Source organism: Rufibacter radiotolerans, from assembly GCF_001078055.1.
In the GTDB taxonomy this organism is placed as follows: domain Bacteria; phylum Bacteroidota; class Bacteroidia; order Cytophagales; family Hymenobacteraceae; genus Nibribacter; species Nibribacter radiotolerans.
The window spans coordinates 2,266,509-2,286,475 of the sequence record NZ_CP010777.1; the positions used below are offsets into that span (position 1 = coordinate 2,266,509).

The following is a 19,967-nucleotide window of genomic DNA, read 5'->3' on the forward strand; positions in this document are numbered from 1 at the left end:
AATTGGGCCGTTAAACGAAACAATGGAGAACCTTAATCCAAATACGCATGTAGAGACCCGTGAATGCGGGAGATCTAACTTATGGATGCCCCTTCAGTATTCTCTGCAGTTGCCGGGGCGTTTTGAAGCCGCACTGGGCCGCCACATAGTCCACCGTGTAATAGGGGTTGCTTAGAAGTGTCCTCGCCCTCTCCACCCTGAGCCGGGTGAGGTATTCCGAGATGGTGGTCCCCGTGTTTTCCTTGAAGACCCTGCTAAGGTTCCGGGGGCTCATCGCCACCAGAGAGGCCAGGGTCTCTATGCTGTTGTCCCCCGCCAAATTGGAGACAAGGTGGTCCTGCACCTCATGGACTTGGGGATTGAGGTGGTTGCGGTAATCCAGGTAAACGCTTTCCTGCCGGTGGTTTTGGCCTCGGCGGTGGTACACCACCAGGCCCCGCGCTATCCGGTGGGTAAAGAAAGCCCCCTTCAGGTCCTCCAATACGGAAAGGGCCAGGTCAATCCCGGCGCTTATCCCCGCGCTGGTGTAGATATTGTCCTGCTTTACGAACAATACGTCCCCAATGACCTTCGCCCGGGGAAACCGGTCCTGCAGATCCTTCACCCTCCTCCAGTGGGTCGTGCATTCCCGCTGGTCCAGCAAGCCTGCCTCCCCCAGGACGTACGCGGCATTGCAGACGGAGCACACCGTCACCTGCCTGTCGGCGGTTTGCCTCACCCAGGAGAAGAAATCCGCCTCTCCCCTGAATGCCGCGCTGTTGAGATATTCGAACTCCATCCCAGGGAGGAAAAGGAAATCCCCCTCCCCCAGCGCAGCCTCCCGGTAATCGGACACCTTCCCCATCGGTAACCCGGCGCTGCTCACACTTTCGGGCTGGTAGGAATAGAACTCCAGCCGGACGTCCAAGCCCGAGGACCGTGCCTCTGTGAATACCTGCAGCGGGCCCGCCAGGTCCAGGAGTTCAACGAAGGGGGGAATGATGAAGGCTACTTTCATTTCTATTGGTTGGCCACTCGGGCTTTTTGGCTTGGTATCTGATGCAGGGTGGCGGTCTGGCCGTAAATTCAGGGGCAGGTCAATCCACGCTCTTTGGTTTCCTTAGTTGTAATCCAATGTCAGCTTGACTGCCTTCCGGAAGCCATGCCCGTACAGGCTTCCGATCCTGTCCAAACAGACCTCAAAAGGATACTTAGGAGTCTCCCCATACTCCACCAGTTCCCTGTATTCAATGGGGCAGGCCGCTTCCCCGGGGAAGGTCTCCGGCCTGAGGATGTGGAGTTCGTCCAAGCGTCCCACCTGCAGGTTACCGGTGGGGAGCAAAGTTAACCCGAACTTGGAGGAAACGGAACCGCCATCCAAAGCAAAGGTGTTGAGGGAGGCGGGGAAGGTGCGGGAGTAGGTATCTAGGACGGAGCCCAGCTCGAACTCATCGGCTCCTTCCTGCAGTAGCACGCCTAAGTCCCGGTCATGCTTGAACAGGACTTTTTTCACTATGGTCGCAATCGCTGCGGCGCTCACAGTCTCATTCGCATGGCCTGTCTTAACCTCAGCGTGGGGATAGCGCACCTCCCTCATCACCTTTAGCATCGTCTCTTGCCCAAACATCGCCTCTATTACGGCTAGGCTCCCCTCGGTGGCATTGGAAACCCCGGCCGTGCTATACAGGTTTCCGGACCTGGTGTAGCTCAGGCCCTTTTTCCAATCGCCCCTGGGGTAGAGTTTTTCAAGTTTTCCCCAGTCACTTGAGTGCGTGGTGATAGGCAGGCCGTCATAGAGCCCGGTTGCGGCGGCTGTCGCTGCCCCGTCACAGATGGCCAGAAGGATATTCTTTCCGGTGTACTGTTTCCTGACCCAGGCGACCGTGGAGGGCCTGGGTGGCGACTTGAGGTGAACCGTCAGGTTGGGGACGACGATAACATCAGGCTGGATTCCCAGGGAGTCTATCTCCCGGAAAGAGTAATGGGGAAGGATGAAGAGGCTGTTGACCAGCAGCACAGGCGCCTTCTCCTCAGACACCACGTACACATTTGCCTGCCCAGTGGCGTTGAACAGGTAGAAGGGCGCCATAAGGTCAAACATCTCCGTCCCCTCGTTGCTGGCGATGACGAAAACGGTCTTTTCCCCCTTGTAAAACGCCGGGCTGGGCCAGTTGAGGTTATCCTTGCCCCGGTAGACTTTCAGGCCTTGCGCCATAACGGGGTGAAGCGCCAGGTAAAATCCGGTGCATAGTACCAGAAGGCCACTGAAAAAGGAGAGCGATACTATTTTGTGTTTGTTCACTTGTTGGAAGGGTAAGTGGTGAGTTGGTGTGTCATGGAGGGCTGGGAAAGTGGGCTAGCCGCTGGAATCATGGTGTAAAGGTAAGGCCTGGCCCAAAGGCCTGAAAGGACAGGGAGGCGTCCATATCGGACAAAGTATGCTGCCTTGCCAATTAATTAATGACTCTTAAGGTGACCAATACCACCCTTGGCTCTCCTAGCTAAAATCTAGCCTTACAATCCCCTCAAGAATCATCCACTTGTATTGGAAGGCAAAAGAATAAAGTTCATAACGGCTCTTATATAACTCTCGCAGGAGATTCGCTTAGCTAATAATGGATCATATGTAAAGCCTAGGAAATTACACCCATCCTAAAACGGATGGTATGAAAAGTTGGATAAGGTTCTCATTGCCGTAACAATTAGATTAGGAGAAGGATCGGTGGCTTATGCTAAAGGGGTGGGGGGTGTTCTGGCCGATTAGAACGTTATGGGTCAGACCGGGTAGGTCTGTTTTTGCCAAGGGGATTTTTTTGTTTGCGAACGCGTTTGCGGCCTATGCGGAAGGTGGTAATGGAAAGTAAAATCTAGCCTGGTATCTAAAACTTCATCACACCGGCAAGGAGGACAAAGGCGTACTCAGCCTATTCCAGGACTAATTACCGTTGCACTTACCGCACTTTCTGTACTTATAGCGCGCTTGGTCTTCATCACGGTGTTGGGGGAGACAGCGCATAGGGTGGCGATTTCCCTGATAGAGCAACGGCCCTCATTCAGGTAGTCAACAATCCTCTTGTTCTCCCGCAGGAACTGCTCTGTACTCTTCACGGTCCCCTTGGGGCGGGCAATGTGCTTGCCCTGTCGTTTGGCCTCCTGCTGCCCCGAGACGATCCTTTCCACGGTGGACTCCCGCTCCATCTCGGCCAGGTCCGCCAGGATACCAAGGACCATCATGGTGACGTTGTCTTTCTTCCTTCTCTTGTCAAGAGAGCGAAGGTTCCGGTTCACCACGTGGGTGCAGACGCCTGACTCTGCTAATTCCAGGATGATATTGCGTACGTCCATGGCGTCCCTACCCAGCCTGGACAGCTCCATACAGACCACCTCCGTGATCTCGCCGCTTCTGGCCATCTCCAGCACCTTCTCCATGCCCGGGCGCTGATATCTGTTCCTTGTGCCGGAGACTGTCTCACAGGCCTTATAAACCACCTCGTAGCCATTTCTCTGGGCATAGTCTTGTAGTTCGTGAAGTTGGCGGCCGGTGTTCTGCTTGGCGGTGGAGACGCGTAGGTAAAGGGCTGCTTTCATAGGAGGGATTACAGACTAATGCTATAGCCCAAATATAGTAATTGTATCATGAAAAGCTATAGCTTATCGTGATACAGTAAAAGACTGTTTACAACTTCTTTTTTGGTGCCTGACGGCCCTTAAGTTAGGCAGTACTTATTTTGACACAGTCAGGTATCCTTAAAGGACAGCTGTCATTTGGCAAATTACTATTAACTGAACTTCACCCGATAAGGACTATCAACGGGAAATAAGGCTGAAATTTCGTATATTGAAGGTAAGGCAGTTGCGGTAATTTCTTCCTTTTAGAATTTTCAAGATGTAATACACACGCAACTGTAACAGCTACATTCCGATCCTAACCTTTTACATCTCATATAACGCATGAACATATCCCTGTCAGACCTTCCAAGTATCATGGCCGTCCAGCACCGCGTTCTAAAGGACCTGAAGAAGAAGACAGGCCTAAGGCAGCGGGACTGGGAGGTGCTGTGCGCCTGTGACCGGCTGGCCCTGGCAAACTACCCCTTCACCGCTGCCAAGATTGATGCTTACATGCTGGGTGCTTACTTCCTTCCCTGCATCTATGATTCCATAAATGTGCTTCTGGGGAAAGGCTTTATCCAGGTAGTAGTGCCTGGTAAGCCATTCAGGCCGGAGTCCTATGAACTTAACTCCACCGGGAAGGCATTGGTAAGGGAATGTACCAATAGGCTCAGGTGCCTTTATGAACAGCAGGACGAAAGGGTGGTTGGTATACCCCTATCAAGGGTTTGGTGACTCTCCCTTAAGAGAACCATCCTGTACTGATGAGGACCTGAGAATTTTAGTTGCCAAGCTGCAAGGGCAAAGACATCTGGATGGGAGCCTCAATCCTGTCCTTCTTCCTGATGTTATCCTTTCCCCAAAGTGGCTGGAGGTTCGTGTAATGGAAGCATACCCTCTGCTGCTCGGAGTCACTCAGGTCGAAGGAAGCACAAGGCACTATATGGTCGATATGCCACTCTCCCCTGTTATCCCAGGTCATCCCTGGTTTGAAACGTCTTTCAACGTGGTCTTTGAAAGCCTCAATAGAGCAGCCTACTAGTTCCATCGTCTTGGCGGCCTTCCTGGTTCCCGTTCCCCTAAGGGCGTGTATGATCCGGGACCGCAGCCTGCACTCCATAGCGAACCCAGGATCGGTTTCTATTTTTTTTCGCATGTAATCCCTTTTGGTTTTCCTGTACCTCTCAGGATTTTTGAGAATGGAACGCCTGCTGATTTCCATCACTTTCTGCCTGTTGTTTCGGGCATATTTGTTCGAAATCCTCTTCTTCACCTCAGGGTTCCGCAGGATATAGTCCTTCCGCTGCTGCTTGCTTTTCTCAGTCTGGTGGTAGACCCTCTTGCGTTCCTGTATGATGTCCTTATTCTTCTCCCGGTACTCCTTCCATGTATAGAACAGGGTCGCCTTGTTTTCCTCTACCCACCTGCGGTGGCAGACCTTGCACCAGGGACTTAATCCGTCTCTACTTTTAGTTGCTATGTTGAACTCGCTTTTAGGCTTCTCCTCCAGGCAGACGGTGCATTTCTTCACTGGGCTGGCAAGGGCCTCCAGTCGGGCCTTTTCCTTGGCCTCCCGCTTGGCCTTAAGTTTTGGGGCCATTTTCTCCCGTCGATAGTCAGCCTCACAGACTTTGCAGACACTCCTCTTAAGGTTGTTTTTTGAGGAGCGGTTGGTGAACTCGGTCTCCTCCAGTTTCGGTTGTTGACATTTGGTGCATGTTCTATACATGTCTCTCTGGTTAATAGGTGAACACATTTCAGTATACCTTGGGGAGGTAGCCTCCCCAGGTGAAATGCATCTACTTATTTAGTAACAAATTTGTTACCATTCTAACCGGTTAGCCATAGCACCTTTGATGGTGCGGCACCTCAAGAAGATAGAGTCATTCGGAATACACCTTAGAAAAATTAGGGAAGACAAGGGCCTTTCCCAGCAGGCCTTGGCAGATATGGCAGATATTACCAAAATGAGTATACTGCGTATTGAGAATGGTAGGAACGCCCCATCCTTGGACATGCTCCTCTCCTTAAGTGAGGCATTGGAGATTCCTTTCCTGGAGTTGATGGATTTCGAGAAAAAGAGTTAATTATACTTTGCCATTTAGCATTAACTGCTTTAGTATCCATTTTCAGGAGCAATTAATATATCTCCAACTCCCACACCTAGCGTTCATATGCCTGCTCCACCACTTCATCCAGAATCTCCTGCAGGTCTTCGTTTACCTTAAAGCGTAGCCCTTTTTCACGGCCAGTTGCAGCTGGGCTTTTGTGTCGTTCTTATTATACCAGTGTAGATGTGAGGCACTTATCTTGACCTCAGATAAAATCTTCTTCGGCAGGCCTTTTATGAGGGTTTCAAAATCGAAGCAATTTTCTAAACCTCCAAGCCGTTTATTTTTATCCAGGCGCCGTACCCCTCCAAACGGCTGGTGAACATGCCGTGCAGGATGGACAGGTCGATACGGACCACGGTGTAGGGGTTTATTCAAACACCTGCGGAATGTCAAGGATGTAGTGCTACACCTAGTGGAAGGCGGGCTCAATGGTAGAGTCTTGGTTGAACAGGTTCTTGAACTCAAAGAGTACCAGCGGCAGGCTGTTTACAAAGATGATAAGGTTAGGAATGTGTCTGCGATTACTCACAATGGCAAGTTGGTTGGCTTCCTTAAAGGCATTGTTCCTTAGGATATCAAAGTCAACGGGGTAGAAGTGGCCGAATCGTTTTCTGCAAAAATTATTTCCTTAGAATTTGAGATCAGGCTTGCTCAATTGAGTCTAATCTTTTTAAATTCCTCCTTTAAAGTTATAAATTCTTGTATTTGGAGGTCAAGCATATCAGCATCTGGTGTTATTCCAAATTCATCTGATGGCAAATGACCTTCGATTAAATCTGAAATTTCACCATGCTTTTCTATCACTTTATTTATAAGGGATTTATCAAATTTTACTTCCTTTAATCGTCCCATTCTGATTTGTGGATCAAAACGCTGAACAACTCCGCCCATTATTATAAAAATTGCTAGCGCTTCATAAGAAGCACGAATAGCCGAGTAGCCTGATTTGATGCAATCTAATTTTTCTTCATCTGGAACCCTTTTGCTTTTATTAAGCCATTCTGTAGCTTTTGTAGCATCTGTATATTGTCCTTCATTTGCAGGACTAAAATTCATAATCACTTTCCCACATAGCTTAGTTTCATCTTTAATTAATGAATGGTGAATAAAGCTATTCGGCATTTCTGATAAATGCTTCTTAGCAAAATTTTTAAGATGATAGAAGAATACTAAATCATGTGTAAAGATAATAACTTGCCTTTTTTTGCTTTCCTTAGTCAAGCAGTCAGCAATTTGCTTTTTCCTTTCATTGTCTAAAGATGTAACAGGATCATCAAAAATGATTCCTTTGTTTACGATGGAGAGTTCCATTTCGGCTAAGTAATCAGCAAGAGCAATGACTTTCTGTTCACCTTCACTTAGAATCTGAGAGGGCTGCTTTCCTCTCAGAGAGAGTTGTCTAAAAGAAGAACCAGCTACACCAGTGTGGTTAATTTCAACCCCAAAGTTTCCGTTAAGTTCTTTTGAAATTCTATTGAAGGCGTTTATATAGGCTTGGTTGAAATATTTGTCAGATAACTGTTTTTCACTGTCGGTTATTTTCTTCTTTCCTATTTTGCTTTTGTTGCTAGTTGCGATTGCTGCCCACTGTAGATTCTTGATATAAACTTCTATGGCTCCTAGCTGCTGAGGCAATTTCTCTTTATGGTTTAAAAAATCCAGTTGCTTATCAAACTCTGCAATTTCAGCTTTAGGGTCTTTTTTGTTAAGTTCTTTTACTTGCCTGTCAATATCTGTGATTATTAATTCAAGGCCATCTACATCAATTTGATATTCTTCATGGCTGTTTGCTGCCTTTAGTGTAATATCTGAAATAATGTCCTGGCATAAGGCTTGCTGCGTTGTAATAGAATTTTTAAAAGAAATTAATTTTTCAGAATGGTTCTTGGACAACCAAACTGTAATGGTATTATCATCTGGCAGCAGGTTAAAATTAATTTTCTCATAAACTGATATGGCTTTACCTAAGGCAGCTTGTGCGGTTTTGGCATCTTGTTCTGCCTGGCTTTTTATAAAGCTCCAGTAATTGGATACAAGCTTCTGAGCATCTTCAGAGAGCGATTGGTGGCAAAAGAGGCAATTATCATCTATACTTGGGTAAGAAAGAGGTTCTATAACTTGCTTTTTGGCGAAACTTTCTGCCGCTTCTATAAAGGCTTTCCATTCGACACTACCAATATCTTTAATTTTGTCTGATTTAAAGTTTTCTATACCATCTTTTTTAGCGGTTGCCTCTTTTACAAGGCAATCATTGATAGCAGTTTGTGCTTTGATAAGTTGCTCTGCGGTAAAACACCTATTAATGGTGGCGACGGCAGCTTTTAGGGTTTCTACCTGCTCTCTCTTTTCATTAAGATCAGCAATCTTTTCATCTATTTTCAATAGCATTAAGGAAGCTTTCTTTTCTTCTGCTATCCTTTTACTGGTTTTATCTTCTGCCGTATAAGGCGTGTAATTTCTTAGTGTTTCAATGTTTGTTTTAGCCGAGAGCTCGGCTAGTAAGGTCTTGATTTCAGACGTACCATCGTAAGAACTGGTAAAATCAGTTTTAGCAGTTCTTAATAGAATTTCAGCACTAATTTTTTCTTCTACTTTTTTCACTGCTTCTATTAAGTCAGAAAAAAGGCACAACCCAGCTGGCTTGAAAATGAAGGAGTTTTTATTGTTGAGATGGACAGGTGCGCATTTGTTATCAAACACTGAGAATTGGTGAAACTCTGCCTGAGTACAATCATCTGGATAATTAAGCGTATATTCCTCACCAGTTGAAGAAAAAGAAAACCCTGCTTTTACCTCTTTGTGCCCGCTTGGGAAGTGAACATTGGGTAGGATTGGCTCATCAGCGGCTTTGTTAACAAAAGCTTTTTTCAACAACCTTACATAACTAGATTTACCAGAACCATTGATCCCATAAACAATAGTAACATTAGGACTGAAATCTAAGACTTGGTTTTCAACCAATGCATTCACCCCTTGTACTTTTTGAAGTTTTGTAAGAATTAAATTAGTCTTATAGGCAGAAGAAACATCACCTGTACAATTAATTATTAGCTCAGGCCTGTCTGTTTGAGTTAAGAGACCAGCATCTTCAAGAAAGTAGGTATAAGATTTATCAATATGACTATCTGAAATAGTCTCACCTGCTAAAAGTTTTTCACAAAGATATTGAAGCCAATAAGGAAGGGATTCAGCAAAAGCTTTAACTTCTGATTCTAATGTTTCTACCTGTACTTCTACTAAATCCTGCGTGTCGGAGGCTTGGTCCATTAATTAATTTGTTATTTAATCATATAATTTCCTCACGCCACTTCCTGTGCTTTATTAGCATTCGATTCGTTTAACTCTGCTCTTTTGTATGATATACCCTTATTAAGCAGTAAGAATCAAACTTAAGGCTTCATTTAATATATGAAGTTCAGGAAAAGGTTAGAGTTGCTAACAACTAATTCAGTTCTTGATACTAATGTATAATTATAAATTTATATATACCTATATTTAATAAATAATCATTTTTGTATGTGCCGGGCCCCAACAGGAATTTGAGGCCAAGCACAAACATGCTGCAGTAGGCCAAATCCATAATGTGTCAATTGAGTGGTTTCAGCATTTCTACCAGCAAGTGCACCACACTGCACAGCGTTAAGAACTGTCCTGCGCCGAAGCCCTCGGCAATGGTAAAATTTCCTATTTAGTTAATTCATATATTCAGCCGAAAGTGTTACTTTTGGGGTTGTTAATCTCAGAGAACTTATCTTTAGCGAAAAGGCAAATGAGCCCCGTCACCTTGTTTGGCGAGAGCAGGCTATTCAAGAAGAAATGCACTAGCACGCCTTTGTAGTAGGGGTTGCGTTTAGCGACCGTGCGAAAACAAAGGCTACAACCCAGAGTTCTTTCTCAAAATCTAAATCGCTTTTGGGTGCCTCTCTAGATTTCATTTTCGCAATGCAGGATAATAAAGGGGAGATGTAGGTTTGAAAGGTTAAGATATAAAAGTTTTACACAGCTATAAGCTGAAAATCTTGTACATCAAGATAAGGTTTAAACCTCCATTCCTTTCCTCTACCCCTTGAAGTTCACCACACAGACGATAACCTAATAGGATTGTAAATCGAATATTATACTTCAATTTATATTCAATATGAGGATTTGGAGCAAATAAAATAGCCACTTACAAGTTTTACCTTGAAGTGGCTTAATATAAATTTGACCTAATCGAAATCGAACTAAGTTCTTTTAGCTAATTTATTAAGGAGAAGACTTTTTGTTTTAGGAGACTTTTGAATAAAATTAAATAGCCAGTTTAAAGCAATAAAACCTAAGCAATCCAAAACAAATGTTTGCAAATTGTTTGCAAATAAAAAAGCACTTACAAGGAAATGCCTTATAAGTGCTTGATTATCAAGTGATCCCATTTGGATTCGAACCAAAGACCTACTGCTTAGAAGGCAGTTGCTCTATCCAGCTGAGCTATGAGACCATCGAAACAAAAATGAGTAATGGAGAATGTCTGTACATCCAACATTACTCATCTTTTTTCGTCGGGGTGGCAGGATTCGAACCTACGACCTCCACATCCCAAATGTGGCGCGATACCGGGCTACGCTACACCCCGAGTCTTGCAATTACAAAGTTACCAACTTCTCAAACTTCCGTTCTTCGTAATCGCGGTGCAAAGATATGATTTGAAACCTTCTTTCCAAAATTAATTTTCAAGAATATTTCGCGGAGAGAGGGGGATTCGAACCCCCGGTACCCTTTAGAGGTACGGCAGTTTAGCAAACTGCTGGTTTCAGCCACTCACCCATCTCTCCGGGTTGCTCTTTCGGTTAAAGAGTGTGCAAATATAGCCCAATGCCCACGAGATTACCAAAGCCTGCCCGAAAAAAATTACCCGTTCACCTTCTCCTACCCCACCATCCCCTTCTCTTCCAAGTGCTTAGAAGGGCAGATTTAGTGAAATTTATTTTCTCCCGGCGCGTTTTACGTCTACTACCGGCCCAAAACCGCCAGTTATTGCTTTTTTGCCGGTAGCCCTGCGTTTACATCATTCTTTTTAACTTGCCACCTTATTCCAACAATCGCCACCAGGCAACACTATGAATTGGTACCTACCCTTTACCTCCATGGAGTTCTTTTTCCTGCTCCTGTTTGTGGTGCTCTACGGAGGGTATCTTTTCAGGATCAAAAGCCTGGCGCACTTGTTTAAGCAGAAGGCCAACGCTGTTTGGGTAAAGGCTGTTATCCGGACTATTTATATGGGGCTGCTGGTAGTGGCCTTGTTGGGGCCTTCGTTTGGGGCCATGACCAAGGAGATCCGGACCAACGGGAAAGATATATTTGTGGCCGTAGACCTCTCGGCCTCCATGAAAGCCATTGACGTGCCTCCCTCCCGCTTACAGAAAGTAAAGCTGGAACTGCGGGACTTCATCAAAAACACCAACGCAGACCGGGTGGGGCTCCTGGGTTTTTCCTCAGAGGCCTTTGTCATCAGTCCGCTCACCTATGACCAGAGCGCGCTGGAACTGTACATGCAGTCGCTCCGGACGGGGTTAGCCACCCCTGGGGCAGCCCAACTTAAACCTACCCTGGAACTGGCCCTTCAGAAATTCAAAGAAACCGCGGGCGCCCGTGATACGGAAAGGTCAAAGATCCTGGTGATTTTCTCTGATGGCGAAACCTTTGGCGAAAGCCTGCAAACGGCGGCCAACGGCCTCCGAAACCAGGGCGTGCGGGTGTTTTGCGTAGGCGTGGGCACCTATACCGGAGGGAAGATTCCAGAGGGCCGCGGGTTTAAAAAACAAAAGGATGGCCAGGCCATTATTACCCGTCTGGAGCCCGAGGCCATGAAAGATATTGCCACCAGAACCAATGGAGATTACTTTGAGATAAATCAGAATATTAATGAGATGCCCCGGCTGTTAAGCGCTGTCAATGCTGTAGAGAGCGAATTACGGCAGACCAAGGTCATGGAAGTATCTGCAAACAAATACCTGTACCCCTTGCTGGCGGCCCTTTTGCTCATTGCGCTGGATGTTTTATGGACCTTACAGGTGCTTAGGATATGAAGTACTGGCTGCTCACCTTATTTCTGGCCTTCTCTCCCTGGCAGGGGCTCCAGCGCATTGCGCTCCGGAACCAGTATGCCCGTCAGGCAGGCCATGCCTATGAGCAAAAAGACTACCGGCAGGCAGCGTACTTGTATGAGCGGGTGCGGCAAGCCGAAGGAGATGCCCTGCCCACTACCTCCGTACAGATCAACCTGGCCCATTCTTACTTCAAGCTGCATGAGTTCAGCCGGGCCTCGCCCATTTACCGGGCCCTCCTGAAAACCCCCAACCCGCGGCTGCAGTCCATGGTCGCCACCCAGCTATCGGTGATTGAGGCCGAGGAAGGCAATTTCACCCGTGCCCTGGCTTACTGCAAGCAAGCCATGACCACCGATGAAACGAACCAGGCGGCCCGCTACAACTATGAACTGCTGCAGAAGTACCTGCTGCTTCACCCAGAGAAACGCCAACTCCCGCCGCCTCCCCCCAAAAAGCAGTCCTCGTCCAATGGCCAGGGCGGTTCCCGTCAGGAAAACACTTCCAGACCGTCTTCTGAAGGTGGCGAAAACCCGACCGGGGCTAACGGTGCCGGCCAAAACAACCGGGGTGGCACTAACCCAGAAGCAGGCACTACGGGCGAAAACCAAAACCAGGACTCAGGCACTTCTCCCGGCCAATCCCGCGGACAAAGCGACACTGGCGCCCCGCAGGACCCCAATGGCACTGGCAACCAGAAAAGCAGTCAGCCGGGTCAGGAAGGCGATGCCCAACTGCAAACCCGCTTTGACCGCCTGAAAAAACTGCAGCTAAGCCCTGAAAAAGCCCGACAGCTCCTGGATGCCATGCGCCAGGAAGAAGCCCAATACCTCCAGCAACTCCCCCGCAAATCAACCGGTAAACGGGACAAGAACCTGCCGGATTGGTAAGGAAAAGCAGTGTCTGTTTTAAGGGTGTTTTTGGGAAAACAGGCCCAAAACAGAAAAATCTTCCTAACCCTGACTCCCATTAACTCTAAAACTCAAAACAAACAGTGTAATTCTGACTATAGGCGTATACCACAATATCTGCTTAATTCATTATTAAACCCGGTTATCCCTAAAACCCAATCCCCGCAATTAAGTACCAACCCTATTGTCTACCCCCTATTCCTTAAATATTCTTACCATACTCTAACTCTTCAACCTAACAAGCGTTTGGTTTTTAAAGTGTAAACTGGTAATTTCAAACCATCAACTTAGAAAACACTACTTATATGCAAGTCAAAGAAGTATATGTCATTTCAGCGGTCCGGACTCCTATTGGGAGCTTTGGCGGATCATTGGCTAGTCTTACGGCTACTCAATTAGGGGCCATCGCTATTAAAGGCGCGGTTGAAAAAGCGGGCATTGACAAGAAACTGGTGCAGGAAGTGATCATGGGCAACGTGCTATCGGCGAACGTAGGCCAGGCCCCGGCGCGTCAGGCAGCGGTAGCCGCCGGCTTAGGGTATGAAGTGGAATGTACCACCATCAATAAAGTGTGTGCCTCCGGGTCAAAAGCCATCATGTTCGCGGCACAGGCCATTATGCTGGGTCATAAAGATGTGATAGTGGCCGGTGGCATGGAAAGCATGTCTAACGTGCCTTACTACTTAGATAAAGCACGTTTCGGGGCTAAAATGGGCCACGGGCAGATGATTGACGGCCTTATCAAAGACGGCCTGTGGGATGTTTACAATGACTACCACATGGGTAGCGCTGCAGAAAATACGGCTAAAGAAATGGGGATCACCCGCGAGATGCAGGATGAGTACGCCATCAACTCGTACAAGAAAGCAGCCGATGCGGCCAAGCAGGGCTTCACCAAAGACGAGATCATACCAGTAGAAATTCCGCAGCGCGGAAAAGACCCTATTCTGGTAACCGAAGACGAGGAATTCAGCAAGGTGAATTTTGATAAGATCCCTGGCCTGCGCCCCGTGTTTGACAAAGAAGGAACCATTACGGCTGCCAACGCCTCTACCCTCAATGACGGAGCCGCCGCGGTTTTGTTGATGAGCAAAGAGAAAGCCGAAGAGCTAGGTGTTACGCCTATTGCTAAAATATTAGGCTTCGCTGATGCTGAGCAGGATCCGAAGTGGTTCACCACTACTCCATCACTGGCCATCCCGAAAGCCTTGAAAGCGGCGGGCGTACAGGCTTCAGACGTAGATTTCTATGAGATCAACGAGGCTTTCTCGGTGGTTTCCCTGGCCAACAACCAGAAACTAGGCCTGGAAGGCGGAAACGTGAACGTGTACGGAGGTGCCGTTTCTTTGGGTCACCCACTGGGGGCTTCGGGCGCGCGCATTGTCACTACCTTGATCAATGTTTTGCACAAAAAGAACGGCAAAATTGGGGTTACCGGCATTTGCAATGGCGGCGGCGGTGCCTCGGCTATTGTGCTGGAAGCCATGTAATCTTTCTGAACTATACTAACTTTGAAAAGCCTTACGTTAGAAGTAAGGCTTTTTTTATTGTTTTGTATTCCATGAATAGAATCCTGTTTCTCTTTACCCTCCTGCTCTTAAACCTGGCTTTCCTGCATGAAGGCAAGGCCCAGACGCGAGTGGTTACCTACCATGATTCCCTCCAGACGGCTATCAAGGAAATCTATTTTATCAAAGTGAAACCAGACACAGTGATTCATGGCTACTACCGTAAGTTCTATCCAACTGGTCCGTTGGAGGCTATGGTGAAAGTGGTAGAAGGAATACGGGACAGCATCTATACCGAGTTCTTCCCTGACGGGAAACCGAAGCTTACCGTGCCCTACAAAGACGGCAAGAAGAACGGCTTTTTTCAGGCCATCTACCCCAATGGCAAAAAGCTCCAGGAAGGCACCTATGTGAACGACCTGCAGAACGGGACCTTCAAGAGCTATTATGAAAACGGCCAACTCAAGCAGGAAACCTCTTTTGTAGACGGGTTCCCCGAAGGCGTAATGAAAGAGTATTTCCCGGACGGAAAACTGAAGTCTGAGATTACCTACGCCCGCAAGGCCCAAAACGGTCTTACCCGCACTTTCCACGCCAACGGCCAGAAACAAACCGAGGCCAATTACCGCGCCGGCATGCTGGAAGGCGACTTCCGGACTTATTATGACAACGGCCAGCTGGAAACCGAAACCCTCAGCCAGGGCCCCTCCAAACCCGCCAAACACAAAACCTATTACCGGTCCGGCAAACTGATGACCGAAGGCGGTGTACTGGCCGGAAAACCTGAGGGTCCTTCTACTGCCTACTATGAGAATGGTAACAAGAAAAACACTACCACTTACAGTAAAGGCATACGCGTAGGCCTGGCCCAATCTTTTGACCAGAACGGGAAACTTCAGCAGGGAATACGGTACAGCAACACAGAAAGAGACCGCAAGATTACCCGCTATTATCCATCCGGCGCCATTGCTGAGCAGGAAGAATTCAAGGAGAATAAACCGGTGGGTACCTGGCAGCAATTCTATGAAAACAAGCAGGTGAAATTGACAGAGCCCTATAAAAACGGCAAGATCAACGGGGAGCGCCTCACCTACCATGAAAACGGCCAGGTAGAGTCAAAAGCCACTTACGTGAACAGCAAGATCACCAGCACCCTTATTACCTATTTCCCGTCGGGCAAGGTTAAATCAGAGACGCTCTACAAAGACGGCCTCCGCTACGGCACCTTCAAACAGCTTTATGAGAACGGGAAAACCGAAATGGCTGGCACTTTCAGAAACAACCGGGAAACCGGCACCTGGAAATACTTTGACCAGAACGGGAAAGAAGTAAAAACGGTAGAATACCGAAACGGTAAGGTTGTAGCCGGGAAGAAATAGTTGCTAGTACTGTTTTGGACCTGTTTTCCGGAAAACGGGCCTAAAACGCATAAAATGCTGGCAATACAAATGTAGGGGCAATCCCTGGTGGTTGCCCATGTGCGGTGGCAAATTTAAAGGGCAACCACCAGGGATTGCCCCTAAATAAATCCGTTTCAAGCCTGTTTTTCAGAAAACAAGCCCAAACCATGCTAACACCTGTTAGCATTGGCTGTAAAAAAATTTCTCGTATTCCTTTTTCTGCCGTACTTTGGTCTTCTAAACCAGATTTAAAAAGACTATGACGGACGCTCTTACCACCTCCACTCCCCGCACAGATTGGACTCTGGATGAAATTCGCGCCATCTACTATAAACCTGTGCTGGAACTCATTGTAGAGGCAGCGCAGGTACACAAGCAGTTTCAGGCTACCGGCGAAGTACAGGTATGTACCTTGCTGTCAGTGAAAACCGGCGGCTGTCCTGAAGATTGCGCCTATTGCCCGCAGGCCGCCCGCTACCACACAGACGTGCCCGTGCACAAGCTGCTCAGCAATGAGGTGGTGTTGCAAGCGGCGCAAAAAGCCAAAGACGGCGGCTCTACCCGCTTCTGCATGGGCGCCGCCTGGCGCGAGGTGCGCGACAACCGCGACTTCGACCGCGTGCTGGAAATGGTGGAAGGAGTGAACGAAATGGGCCTGGAAGTGTGCTGCACCCTGGGTATGGTAAATGAATACCAAGCCGAGCGCCTCAAACAGGCCGGCCTTTTCGCCTACAACCATAACCTGGACACCTCAGAAGAGAACTACAACAACATTATCACCACTCGTACCTACGGGGACCGCCTGAACACCATTGAGAACGTGCGCAAAGCGGGTATCTCAGTGTGTAGCGGCGGCATCATAGGCTTAGGTGAAACCAACGAGGACCGCATTGCCATGCTGCACGTGCTGAGCAACTTGCCGCAGCACCCAGAATCTGTGCCGGTTAACGCGCTGGTACCAGTAGAAGGCACACCCCTGGCCGAGCAACCGCGGGTAAGCGTATGGGAAATGATCAGAATGATCGCCACTGCCCGTATTCTCATGCCGCAGACCATGGTACGTTTATCGGCGGGCCGTCAGGAAATGACCGTGACCGAACAGGCCCTTTGCTTCCTGGCCGGAGCTAACTCCATCTTCTCCGGTGAAAAACTGTTAACTACGCCAAACCCCGGCTTCGCCGATGACCAAGCCATGTTTGAGTTGCTGGGCCTCACGCCCCGTAAGTCTTTCAAAACCGAGTCTTCCTGCGGGGTAATCAAAGACGCTGCCGCTCCTGTAACCGCGGCCGCTGAATAGGCATCTGCCCATGAAATTCCCGGAACGCCTGTCCCGGCAACTGGCTACGCGCGCAGAGAAAGGCAACCTCAGGCAACTACATCCACCAGTCCCCGGGCTGGTGGACTTCAGTTCCAATGACTACCTGGGGTTGGCCGCTTCTGAAAAGCTGTCAGAAATGATTGCCCAGGAACTAGAAGGCCACCCCGCCCATGGCGCCACCGGAGCCCGGTTGCTGAGCGGCAACACTGCTTACGCGCAGGAATTGGAAGAAAGCCTAGCCACCTTCCATGCCACGGAGGCGGCTTTGCTGTTCAACTCAGGTTATGCAGCCAACTGCGGTTTCTTCTCGGCGGTGCCCCAGCGCGGCGACACCATTCTCTATGATGAGGCCAGCCATGCCTCCATCAAAGATGGCATCCGGTTGAGCTTCGCGCAGAGTTTCCCCTTTCGGCACAATGATCTGGAAGACCTGCAAACCAAACTGAAACGGGCGCAGGGCGATGTCTACGTGGCGGTAGAGTCTCTCTACTCCATGGACGGCGATTTCGCTCCTTTGGCGCAATTGGCGTCTTTGTGTCAGGAACAAGGTCTGTATTTGGTGGTGGATGAGGCGCATTCCAATGGGCTGTATGGCCCTAACGGTGAAGGCTTGGTACCGGCGTTGGGTCTGGAGAAAAAGGTATTTGCCCGCATCATGACCTTCGGCAAGGCTATTGGCGCCCACGGGGCGGTGGTGGTGGGCTCTAGGGATCTGCAGCAGTTTCTATTGAATTTCAGTCGGCCCTTCATCTATACCACTGCCCTGCCGCTGGCCTCGCTGGCTGCCGTTAAATGCGCCTATCAGCTTCTTCCCGGGTTATCCTGGGAGCGGAAGCAAGTGCAGGTTCTGGCTGAATACTATCAATCACTTATGTCAGAGTTTTCCGTTTTGGGGCCGTTTTCAGAAAAACAGGCTCAAAACAGCCCTATCCAGGCATGGCACCTGCCAGACCCATTGGCGCTCCGAAAACTTTCCACTCAATTACAGGCTTCCGGTTTTGAGGCCAGGCCAGTGTTCAGCCCCACGGTACCGGCCGGGAAAGAGCGCCTGCGCCTGGTGCTGCACGCCTTCAATACCCACGACCAAGTACAACATTTATGCAACCTGCTCCAACAATACAACCCAAACGTTATTTTGTAACCGGCATTGGCACCGACGTAGGCAAGACCATCGCCGCTGCCATCCTCACCGAGGCCCTCGCTGCTGATTACTGGAAACCCGTACAAGCCGGCAGCCTGGACCAAACCGATACGCATACGGTGCAGGGGCTCATTTCTAACCAAAAATCCGTGTTCCACACGGAGGCTTACCGGCTGCAGTTGCCAGCTTCCCCGCATTTAGCGGCTGAAAAAGAAGGCATCCGCATATCACTAGATGAAATCTCGGCCCCGGCCACCCAGAATCATTTGATTGTGGAAGGCGCAGGCGGCGTGATGGTGCCCTTGAATGAGCGGGAGTTGGTGCTGGACCTGATCCAGAAACTGAAATTGGAGGTGATTGTGGTTTCCAGGAACTACCTGGGCAGCATCAACCACACATTAACTACCTTGGAGATTTTGAAACACCGTCAGATACCTGTAGGGGGTATCATCTTCAACGGCGTTCCTACGCCTTCCACCCAGGACTTTATCTTGCAGTACACGCAGGTACGGGCCCTCCCTTCTATTCTGGAAGAATTAGTTTTTGACAAAGCCACCGTAGCACGCTACGCCCAAACCTTTAAAGAATTTTTCACTGCCCATGCCTAAAAGCCTGTCAGAACGGGACCAGTTGGTGAACTGGCACCCCTATACCCAAATGCAGACTGCTCCGGCACCCATTGGCATTGTGCGGGGAGAAGGTGCTTTGCTCTTTGCCGAGGACGGGAAAGAATACATTGACGCGGTTTCTTCCTGGTGGGTGAACATTCACGGGCACGCGCATCCGCACATTGCTGAACGCGTAGCCCAGCAGTTGCGCACGCTGGAGCACGTGATTTTTGCCGGTTTCACCCATGAGCCTGCCGTGGAGCTTTCTGAACGCCTGCTACGGCTGCTTCCTGCCAACCAGGCCAAAGTCTTCTACACAGACAACGGCTCCACGGCTGTGGAAGTGGCCTTGAAGATGGCACTACAGTACTGGCACAACCAGGGAATTCCTAAGACCAAGATCATTGCTTTAGAAGGAAGCTACCACGGAGACACCTTCGGGGCGATGTCGGTGAGTGAGCGCTCTGTCTTTACCCGCCCTTTCCAGCAATACCTGTTTGACGTGGAGTTTCTGCCCGTACCCGTACCCGGAAAAGAAGCGGAAGCTTTGCAGCGCCTGGAAGAAATTGCCGGCAGTGGCGAGATAGCCGCCTTTATATTTGAGCCTCTGGTGCTGGGCACCGCCGGCATGGTCATGTATGAACCGAAAGTGCTGGATCAAATTCTTGCCCTCTGCCATAAACACCAGATTATCACCATCGCCGATGAGGTCATGACCGGATTTGGCCGGACTGGCAAACGGTTCGCCATGGACTACCTTACCCAACAGCCAGACCTGATGTGTTTCTCCAAAGGCCTGACCGGTGGCACCATGGCCCTGGGCGTGACCACTTGCGCTTTGCCCGTTTTCAATGCCTTCCTAAGCCAGGACAAAACCCAAGCACTTTTCCATGGCCATTCTTACACCGCCAACCCTATTGCCTGCGCTGCTGCCCTGGCCAGCCTTGATTTGGTGGAGCACCCTGACTTTATTCGGAATTTAGAACGTATAAGTGCCGCTCATTTGGCCTTTGCCGGTAAGCTTGACGGGCAACCGGGCATCAAAGCCTGCCGGCAAACGGGCACTATCCTGGCGGTGGAATTTGAGGTAGGGGAAACATCTTACTTCCATAACCTGCGGGACCAGTTGTATCACCTGGCCCTGGACCACGGGGTTTTGTTACGGCCGCTGGGTAACATCATCTATGTATTGCCTCCTTATTGTATCACCGCAGCCCAGTTAGAGCAGGTATATGCCGTCATTGAGCAGATGCGGCTTTTGGTGGTAGAGCAGTTTTAGGCGTACTTTTGCAA

16 protein-coding genes and 3 tRNA genes are annotated in these 19,967 nt (G+C 49.0%); 10 read left to right on the forward strand and 9 right to left on the reverse strand.

The annotated features are described in order from the left end of the window. Nucleotides 1-79: 79 nt before the first annotated feature. The 3 genes from TH63_RS09460 to TH63_RS09470 form a co-directional block, all read right to left on the reverse strand. Entirely contained in the window at nt 80-997 is a 918-nt protein-coding gene (locus TH63_RS09460) for a GlxA family transcriptional regulator (RefSeq protein ID WP_048920734.1), read from the reverse strand. A gap of 102 nt (nt 998-1,099) precedes the next feature. Further along, nucleotides 1,100-2,281 carry a DJ-1/PfpI family protein gene (locus tag TH63_RS09465; RefSeq protein WP_076606454.1) on the reverse strand — a complete coding sequence of 394 codons (1,182 nt, stop codon included), beginning with the start codon at nt 2,279-2,281 and terminating at the stop codon, nt 1,100-1,102. Nucleotides 2,282-2,898: 617 nt separating this feature from the next. Then, on the reverse strand, nt 2,899-3,567 hold the full coding sequence (locus TH63_RS09470; RefSeq protein WP_048920736.1) for a recombinase family protein: 669 nt from the start codon (nt 3,565-3,567) through the stop codon (nt 2,899-2,901). A 363-nt stretch (nt 3,568-3,930) separates the two neighbouring features. On the opposite strand from TH63_RS09470, the gene TH63_RS09475 reads away from it, so the two are divergent. After that, the gene (locus TH63_RS09475) at nt 3,931-4,326 is read left to right on the forward strand and encodes a hypothetical protein (RefSeq protein ID WP_048920737.1); all 396 of its coding nucleotides are present in this window, start codon (nt 3,931-3,933) and stop codon (nt 4,324-4,326) included. 46 nt (nt 4,327-4,372) lie between these two features. Here the strand turns inward: TH63_RS09475 and TH63_RS09480 are convergent, their stop codons facing one another. Continuing rightward, nucleotides 4,373-5,320, reverse strand: a complete 948-nt coding sequence (locus TH63_RS09480; protein ID WP_048920738.1) for a hypothetical protein — start codon at nt 5,318-5,320, stop codon at nt 4,373-4,375. 127 nt (nt 5,321-5,447) lie between these two features. Between TH63_RS09480 and TH63_RS09485 the strand changes: the two genes are divergently transcribed. After that, nucleotides 5,448-5,678 (forward strand): helix-turn-helix domain-containing protein, encoded by a 231-nt coding sequence (locus tag TH63_RS09485; protein ID WP_048920739.1) that lies wholly within the window; start codon nt 5,448-5,450, stop codon nt 5,676-5,678. Nucleotides 5,679-6,114: 436 nt separating this feature from the next. Here the strand turns inward: TH63_RS09485 and TH63_RS19955 are convergent, their stop codons facing one another. From TH63_RS19955 to TH63_RS09505, 5 genes are all read right to left on the reverse strand, one after another. Next, nucleotides 6,115-6,279: a type I restriction endonuclease gene (locus TH63_RS19955; protein WP_082161612.1), complete on the reverse strand. Its 165-nt coding sequence runs from the start codon at nt 6,277-6,279 to the stop codon at nt 6,115-6,117. Between the two features lie 77 nt (nt 6,280-6,356). Then, nucleotides 6,357-8,972 carry an AAA family ATPase gene (locus TH63_RS09490; protein ID WP_048920740.1) on the reverse strand — a complete coding sequence of 872 codons (2,616 nt, stop codon included), beginning with the start codon at nt 8,970-8,972 and terminating at the stop codon, nt 6,357-6,359. A gap of 1,136 nt (nt 8,973-10,108) precedes the next feature. Continuing rightward, a tRNA-Arg gene (locus TH63_RS09495) sits at nt 10,109-10,182 on the reverse strand. A gap of 61 nt (nt 10,183-10,243) precedes the next feature. Then, nucleotides 10,244-10,317: transfer RNA gene (locus TH63_RS09500), tRNA-Pro, on the reverse strand. Nucleotides 10,318-10,428: 111 nt separating this feature from the next. Further along, nucleotides 10,429-10,516, reverse strand: a tRNA-Ser gene (locus TH63_RS09505). Nucleotides 10,517-10,801: 285 nt separating this feature from the next. On the opposite strand from TH63_RS09505, the gene TH63_RS09510 reads away from it, so the two are divergent. The 8 genes from TH63_RS09510 (at nt 10,802) to bioA (ending at nt 19,953) form a co-directional block, all read left to right on the forward strand. After that, on the forward strand, nt 10,802-11,770 hold the full coding sequence (locus tag TH63_RS09510; RefSeq protein ID WP_048920741.1) for a vWA domain-containing protein: 969 nt from the start codon (nt 10,802-10,804) through the stop codon (nt 11,768-11,770). Next, nucleotides 11,767-12,678, forward strand: coding sequence for a hypothetical protein (locus TH63_RS09515; protein WP_048920742.1), 912 nt, complete (start codon nt 11,767-11,769; stop codon nt 12,676-12,678). Before TH63_RS09510 ends, TH63_RS09515 begins: the two co-directional genes overlap by 4 nt. A gap of 326 nt (nt 12,679-13,004) precedes the next feature. After that, nucleotides 13,005-14,189, forward strand: coding sequence for an acetyl-CoA C-acyltransferase (locus TH63_RS09520; RefSeq protein ID WP_048920743.1), 1,185 nt, complete (start codon nt 13,005-13,007; stop codon nt 14,187-14,189). Between the two features lie 71 nt (nt 14,190-14,260). Further along, nucleotides 14,261-15,586, forward strand: a complete 1,326-nt coding sequence (locus TH63_RS09525) for a toxin-antitoxin system YwqK family antitoxin (RefSeq protein WP_048920744.1) — start codon at nt 14,261-14,263, stop codon at nt 15,584-15,586. Between the two features lie 280 nt (nt 15,587-15,866). After that, the gene (bioB, locus tag TH63_RS09530; protein ID WP_048920745.1) at nt 15,867-16,904 is read left to right on the forward strand and encodes a biotin synthase BioB; all 1,038 of its coding nucleotides are present in this window, start codon (nt 15,867-15,869) and stop codon (nt 16,902-16,904) included. A 10-nt stretch (nt 16,905-16,914) separates the two neighbouring features. Continuing rightward, nucleotides 16,915-18,066 carry an aminotransferase class I/II-fold pyridoxal phosphate-dependent enzyme gene (locus tag TH63_RS09535; protein WP_048920746.1) on the forward strand — a complete coding sequence of 384 codons (1,152 nt, stop codon included), beginning with the start codon at nt 16,915-16,917 and terminating at the stop codon, nt 18,064-18,066. Then, on the forward strand, nt 18,024-18,674 hold the full coding sequence (gene bioD, locus TH63_RS09540; protein WP_048920747.1) for a dethiobiotin synthase: 651 nt from the start codon (nt 18,024-18,026) through the stop codon (nt 18,672-18,674). The genes TH63_RS09535 and bioD overlap by 43 nt, the downstream gene beginning before the upstream one ends. Further along, nucleotides 18,667-19,953 (forward strand): adenosylmethionine--8-amino-7-oxononanoate transaminase, encoded by a 1,287-nt coding sequence (gene bioA, locus TH63_RS09545; protein ID WP_048920748.1) that lies wholly within the window; start codon nt 18,667-18,669, stop codon nt 19,951-19,953. Before bioD ends, bioA begins: the two co-directional genes overlap by 8 nt. Nucleotides 19,954-19,967: the final 14 nt, after the last annotated feature.

Coding starts and splice junctions, on each gene's coding strand:
- TH63_RS09460 (WP_048920734.1), bottom strand. CDS start 997: ATGAAAGTAGCCTTCATCATTCCCCCCTTCGTTGAACTCCTGGACCTG.
- bioA (WP_048920748.1), top strand. CDS start 18,667: ATGCCTAAAAGCCTGTCAGAACGGGACCAGTTGGTGAACTGGCACCCC.
- bioB (WP_048920745.1), top strand. CDS start 15,867: ATGACGGACGCTCTTACCACCTCCACTCCCCGCACAGATTGGACTCTG.
- TH63_RS09525 (WP_048920744.1), top strand. CDS start 14,261: ATGAATAGAATCCTGTTTCTCTTTACCCTCCTGCTCTTAAACCTGGCT.
- TH63_RS09535 (WP_048920746.1), top strand. CDS start 16,915: ATGAAATTCCCGGAACGCCTGTCCCGGCAACTGGCTACGCGCGCAGAG.
- bioD (WP_048920747.1), top strand. CDS start 18,024: ATGCAACCTGCTCCAACAATACAACCCAAACGTTATTTTGTAACCGGC.
- TH63_RS09475 (WP_048920737.1), top strand. CDS start 3,931: ATGAACATATCCCTGTCAGACCTTCCAAGTATCATGGCCGTCCAGCAC.
- TH63_RS09520 (WP_048920743.1), top strand. CDS start 13,005: ATGCAAGTCAAAGAAGTATATGTCATTTCAGCGGTCCGGACTCCTATT.
- TH63_RS09515 (WP_048920742.1), top strand. CDS start 11,767: ATGAAGTACTGGCTGCTCACCTTATTTCTGGCCTTCTCTCCCTGGCAG.
- TH63_RS09480 (WP_048920738.1), bottom strand. CDS start 5,320: ATGTATAGAACATGCACCAAATGTCAACAACCGAAACTGGAGGAGACC.
- TH63_RS09485 (WP_048920739.1), top strand. CDS start 5,448: ATGGTGCGGCACCTCAAGAAGATAGAGTCATTCGGAATACACCTTAGA.
- TH63_RS09490 (WP_048920740.1), bottom strand. CDS start 8,972: ATGGACCAAGCCTCCGACACGCAGGATTTAGTAGAAGTACAGGTAGAA.
- TH63_RS09510 (WP_048920741.1), top strand. CDS start 10,802: ATGAATTGGTACCTACCCTTTACCTCCATGGAGTTCTTTTTCCTGCTC.
- TH63_RS09470 (WP_048920736.1), bottom strand. CDS start 3,567: ATGAAAGCAGCCCTTTACCTACGCGTCTCCACCGCCAAGCAGAACACC.